4 protein-coding genes and 2 pseudogenes are annotated in these 4313 nt (G+C 60.5%); 5 read left to right on the plus strand and 1 reads right to left on the minus strand.

Translation table 11 applies throughout. The features are described from left to right. The first annotated feature begins 350 nt into the window (after positions 1 to 350). The gene (locus AC1D34_RS36380) at positions 351 to 563 is read left to right on the plus strand and encodes a hypothetical protein (RefSeq protein ID WP_476770527.1); all 213 of its coding nucleotides are present in this window, start codon (positions 351 to 353) and stop codon (positions 561 to 563) included. Positions 564 to 633: 70 nt separating this feature from the next. Here AC1D34_RS36380 and AC1D34_RS36385 read toward each other — a convergent pair. Next, positions 634 to 1490: pseudogene (locus AC1D34_RS36385) on the minus strand (integrase core domain-containing protein); the annotation flags it as partial. A 69-nt stretch (positions 1491 to 1559) separates the two neighbouring features. On the opposite strand from AC1D34_RS36385, the pseudogene AC1D34_RS36390 reads away from it, so the two are divergent. The 4 genes and pseudogenes from AC1D34_RS36390 to AC1D34_RS36405 all read left to right on the plus strand — a co-directional run. Further along, positions 1560 to 2202: pseudogene (locus tag AC1D34_RS36390) on the plus strand (IS110 family RNA-guided transposase). A 332-nt stretch (positions 2203 to 2534) separates the two neighbouring features. Then, positions 2535 to 3143, plus strand: coding sequence for an IS110 family transposase (locus AC1D34_RS36395; RefSeq protein ID WP_441509151.1), 609 nt, complete (start codon positions 2535 to 2537; stop codon positions 3141 to 3143). 377 nt (positions 3144 to 3520) lie between these two features. Further along, positions 3521 to 3763: a hypothetical protein gene (locus AC1D34_RS36400; protein ID WP_441509152.1), complete on the plus strand. Its 243-nt coding sequence runs from the start codon at positions 3521 to 3523 to the stop codon at positions 3761 to 3763. 310 nt (positions 3764 to 4073) lie between these two features. After that, the coding region (locus AC1D34_RS36405; protein WP_476826886.1) for a hypothetical protein at positions 4074 to 4313 on the plus strand (240 nt) is incomplete at its 3' end.

The following is a 4313-nucleotide window of genomic DNA, read 5'->3' on the forward strand; positions in this document are numbered from 1 at the left end:
CGCCTCGGTCGCCGCAATCACTCGCTCACGCAAATCCTGGCTGTAAGCCCGYGCCATCCCGGCCTCCCGCGTCAGACGAGGAAGGAATCGCACTGTTCGCGCCGCTTGGGAATCCCGGCAGAATCGGAAAACCATGAACCTGCTCTAGCCGGTCGCACCGAGGGTCTGTTAGCCCACCCAATTCGGCGAGCCTGGACGACGGTACCGGCCAGCAACGGACACTTCCACCGGATGGCGACTTGGGGCAAGATGCGCAGACCGTAACCATAAGGAAGCGGGTCCACGCCCAGAGTTTATGCAAACAGCGCGACCAATCGCGCCCTCATGTACTCCGTTATAGGGTGGCCACGATGACAAAGCTCCATCCCGTGCACGATCTTCAGGCCAACCTTGAAGCAGCGCGCCTCAAGTTCATTGAAACACTAGCGGGGAAAGTGTCCCCACCCACTCCCGATGCGTTACGGGAACTTGCGGCAATTCATATGGCCCTGTCTGCTGTTCGGGAAGAAATCGAGTTGCATAGCGTAAGATTGGGATGGGGCGATAAGGACGAATTGAACTAACTGAAGTGTATCGAATCGCGTCAATTGCCCGCGACGGTGGCCTGCCCCCATCAGGTGGCCCGGTTCTAATCTAATGCATGGTGGGCTTGGCGGCCACGTTTGAGGTGGCCGGCGAAGCGGGTTGGGTTTGCGTAGCCGGCCACGCCACGGCGGTTGGTGCTGGCGGCCGGTAGCCGAGCGAGGAGTGTGGGCGCCGGGTATTGTAATGCTGACGCCAGCCCTCGATGACGATCCGGGCCTCGGCGAGGCTGTAGAACAGCTCGCTGTTCAGGAGTTCGTCGCGAAGCTTGGAGTTAAAGCTCTCGCAATAGCCGTTCTCCCAAGGACTGCAAGGTTCGATAAATGCCGTCTTCGCTCCAACCGCCACGATCCCCTCCCGCACCGCCTTGGCGACGAACTCGGGACCGTTGTCCGAACGAACATGCCCGGGCACTCCGCGGAGGATGAAGAGATCGGATAGCACGTCGATGACGTCGATGGACTTGAGCAGCTGCCTGGCCGGCACCTTCAGCCCCTCCCGCCGCCAGATCCGCTCTACACGTTTGACGTTCACCGCCCAACCGGCGGTCTCCAATATGGCCGCGATTCAGCAATAGCCGTAGCGGCCATGCTGGGTGGCGAGCTCGACAATGTCGGCGGTCAGCGCCGCATCGTCAGCGCGGCCCTTCGGAACCTTGCGTTGCGTCGATCGATGCTGCCCCAAAACCCGGCACGCCAACCGCTCCGACACGTCGAATTTCTCGATGACGTGGTCGATGCAGCGACGGCGCCGGGCGGGGCTCAGTAGTTTCCCGACGCAGCTTCCTTGAGAATGAGCTTCTCCAACGTCAGATCCGAGATGGCTTTGCGCAGCCGCTCGTTCTCCTTCTCCAGATCCTTCAGTCGCTTCACCTGATCGGACTTCAGCCCGCCAAACTCTTTGCGCCAGCTAATGGGATGGACGGCTCTCCCTCCCACGCTGCAGGCTGGAGACCTGTCAACCGGAGGAGAGCGACGATGACTATCGCGACCCTCGGCATTGATATCGCCAAGAACGTGTTCCAGCTTCACGGCGTGAACAGCAATGGGCGTGTGCTTCTGAAGCGCCGCGTCGTGCGCGATCAGCTTCTAGCTGTCGTCGCGCAGATCGAGCGCTGCACGATCGTGATCGAAGCCTGCACCGGCGCCTTCTGCTGCAGGATATCCAGGCTCTGCACCGTGCCCGCCAGCGCATGGTCAATCACTGCCAGCGGATCGCGAAGATCAAGGGTGTGGGCCCGAAGACAGCGACAGCCGTCGTGGCTGCGATCGGCGATGGCGCCGAGTTCAAGAACGGGCGCCATCTCGCCGCCTGGGTTGGCCTTGTACCCAGGCAGTTTTCCAGCGGCGATCGCACTACCCTGATGGGTATCTCGAAGCGCGGGAGCCAGCATTTGCGCAGCCTGCTCGTCCATGGCGCCCGGGCTGTGGTGCGCACGGCGCCATCCAAGATCGACCCCAACAACAAATGGGTCAATCAGCTCCGAGAGCGGCGCGGCTCCGCTCGTGCCGAAGAAAACGGGCGAGCAGCAACCGCGCCACGGTTGCGGTCGCCAACAAGAACGCGCGGATCATCTGGGCCGTGCTTCGAACCGGCGAGCCGTATCGCGCCGCCTTCTGAGGCCCGCCCAAGACGATTGCGAGGCGACGGAGAAATGAACTGCACCGGTCGGACCGGCGCGCAACGAGCCTGACTATTATCGAGGCCTGCGTGGCCTACCAGCTGTAGAGGCCTGCGCGTGCGGATTCCCCATTTGGGCGCCCCGAAGCCGGGTGACGCTTGCAGCACGCGCCTTTATCAGTACCTCGGCAATGACACGCATCTCGGGAGCCGGCATCCAACTCGCCGTCGATGATCTCGTCGACGCGGCCGGTGAAGCTGCCGACGCGCTTGCCTGCCGAACAGAACCCCGAAAGTGGGTATGCTTTGCTGCTTTGGACGTCTCGTAGGCGATGACGGCGATCTGCGTCGTCGATGACAACGGGCGCATTCTAGCCGAGAGAAAAGTGCCGACATGCCCTGACGCCATTGCTGACTGCCTGGCAATCAGTGCTCCGAACCTCACGAGGGTTGGGCTCGAGACTGGCCCATTGGCCGTCTGGCTCTGGAACGAGCTGACAAGCCGACGCCTGCCTATCATCTGCATCGATGCACGGCACGCCAATGCGGCTCTGAAGATGCGGCCGGTTAAGACCGATCGTAATGATGCTGCAGGTCTTGCCCAGATCATGCGCACAGGCTGGTTCAAAGAGGTCCGCATCAAAAGCCGCGACAGCTACCAGGTTCGCTCCATCCTTGTCGCCCGGGAGATGCTGGTGCGCACCCGGGTTAAGATCGAGAACGAGATCCGAGGGTTGCTGCGCGGGTCCATCGTAAGGAAAATGGCCTGCCCCCTGAAAAGTCCTCTAATCGCGCTGGTCAAGTCGATCATCGATGGCGTTCCTGATCGACCACGCTGTAACCCTCCTCGCGCGCCGCTGCCAAGACGCGGAAGTTCGGCAGTGCATGAAAAACGCAGAATTTTGCTAGGGGTACACGTTAGGCGCCGCAACTCTTGGTAAGAGCGCAGAGTTCCGACGCATCCAACCTTGCCATAAATGTGGCATATATCAATATTATCTATCCAATAATCTCATAAAATCTGATGAAATAGGCGGGTAATCTACAAAATCTACGGCGTTTTCCATGGATTGACCCCGCGTCTCGCATTTCCGTCCCCGTCAGATGCTCTAAACGTCGCCGACCTCAAAGCGCCTCGCGTATTTGGCTGTGCTGCACATCTGATGTCCTCAGGTACAATGTTAGAGCCGGTTCGTTCGTGGCAGCATTGGCTGGTTGGACAAGCGCTTATTCCGTAAAACGCGTGTCGCGGCTGTGGCAATAGATTCAGTGTTTTCATCGCGAGCGCTTGTCATCTTCAAAGACCTGGGGACGTGAAATGACAATGATTAAACTTGCGGTCTTCGCTGTGGCGACGGCCGGGATCGCCTTCACTGGCCTTGCCGCGACAACGGAAGTCGCAAATGCCGTCGTTTATTGCACCTATATCGGTTATCCCGGTGGGTGCGTCGCGCGGCCCGGCGTGCGTCTCGTCGCTCGGCCCGTCGGGGTCGGCGCCGTCACCGCGCCTCGTCCGGGAAATCGCAACGGCGGTGTCAACAGGGTCGGCGTTCGCCGCTAGCGCCTACCCGCGACTGAGCCGCGTTGCAGCGTTCGGAGATCAGGAAGCAAGCAGCCTGGGCGCATGCCCGCAACGGGACAGCCCGACCGGGTAATCCCTTCGCTTGTCGCGCATCGAGGACGGCTTGCCGCTCGCGCGTTCGAAGTATCATATCGCCCCGGCGCTTTTGCTCTCGTCTTTTGAGCGGCATTGGCTGCCCAAAGGGCCGGGGCTGGTTTTCGTCAAGACGCCGCGCGAGTGAGCCGGCTCGCTCCAAAGTACGGAGGTGTGTTGAGGGAGAGTTGCGACGGCCTACCGCGCCCACGATGTCATGTTTGGTTTCGCCAAGACAAAAAACGGCACGCACGTTGCGCTCGCGGTGCAAAAACACCCCTACCGGAAAGCTGCGAAGGAGTTCGAGATCGAAGGGGTCGATCTTGACACTGATCTGTGCCTGCAAAACGGTTTTCTCCCCGTCGGGCCAAGGGTCTGGTCATTGGTCGGTGATATCGACCAGGAAATGGCGGTCGCGTTTTTGACGGGTCTTGGCTTCGTTTACGACCCTCAGATC

It is taken from the genome of Allobosea sp. P1_A7 (genome assembly GCF_056406775.1).

Excerpts from the sequence above, each read along its gene's own strand:
- AC1D34_RS36380 (WP_476770527.1), top strand. The coding sequence starts at position 351 with ATGACAAAGCTCCATCCCGTGCACGATCTTCAGGCCAACCTTGAAGCA.
- AC1D34_RS36395 (WP_441509151.1), top strand. The coding sequence starts at position 2,535 with ATGACGGCGATCTGCGTCGTCGATGACAACGGGCGCATTCTAGCCGAG.
- AC1D34_RS36400 (WP_441509152.1), top strand. The coding sequence starts at position 3,521 with ATGACAATGATTAAACTTGCGGTCTTCGCTGTGGCGACGGCCGGGATC.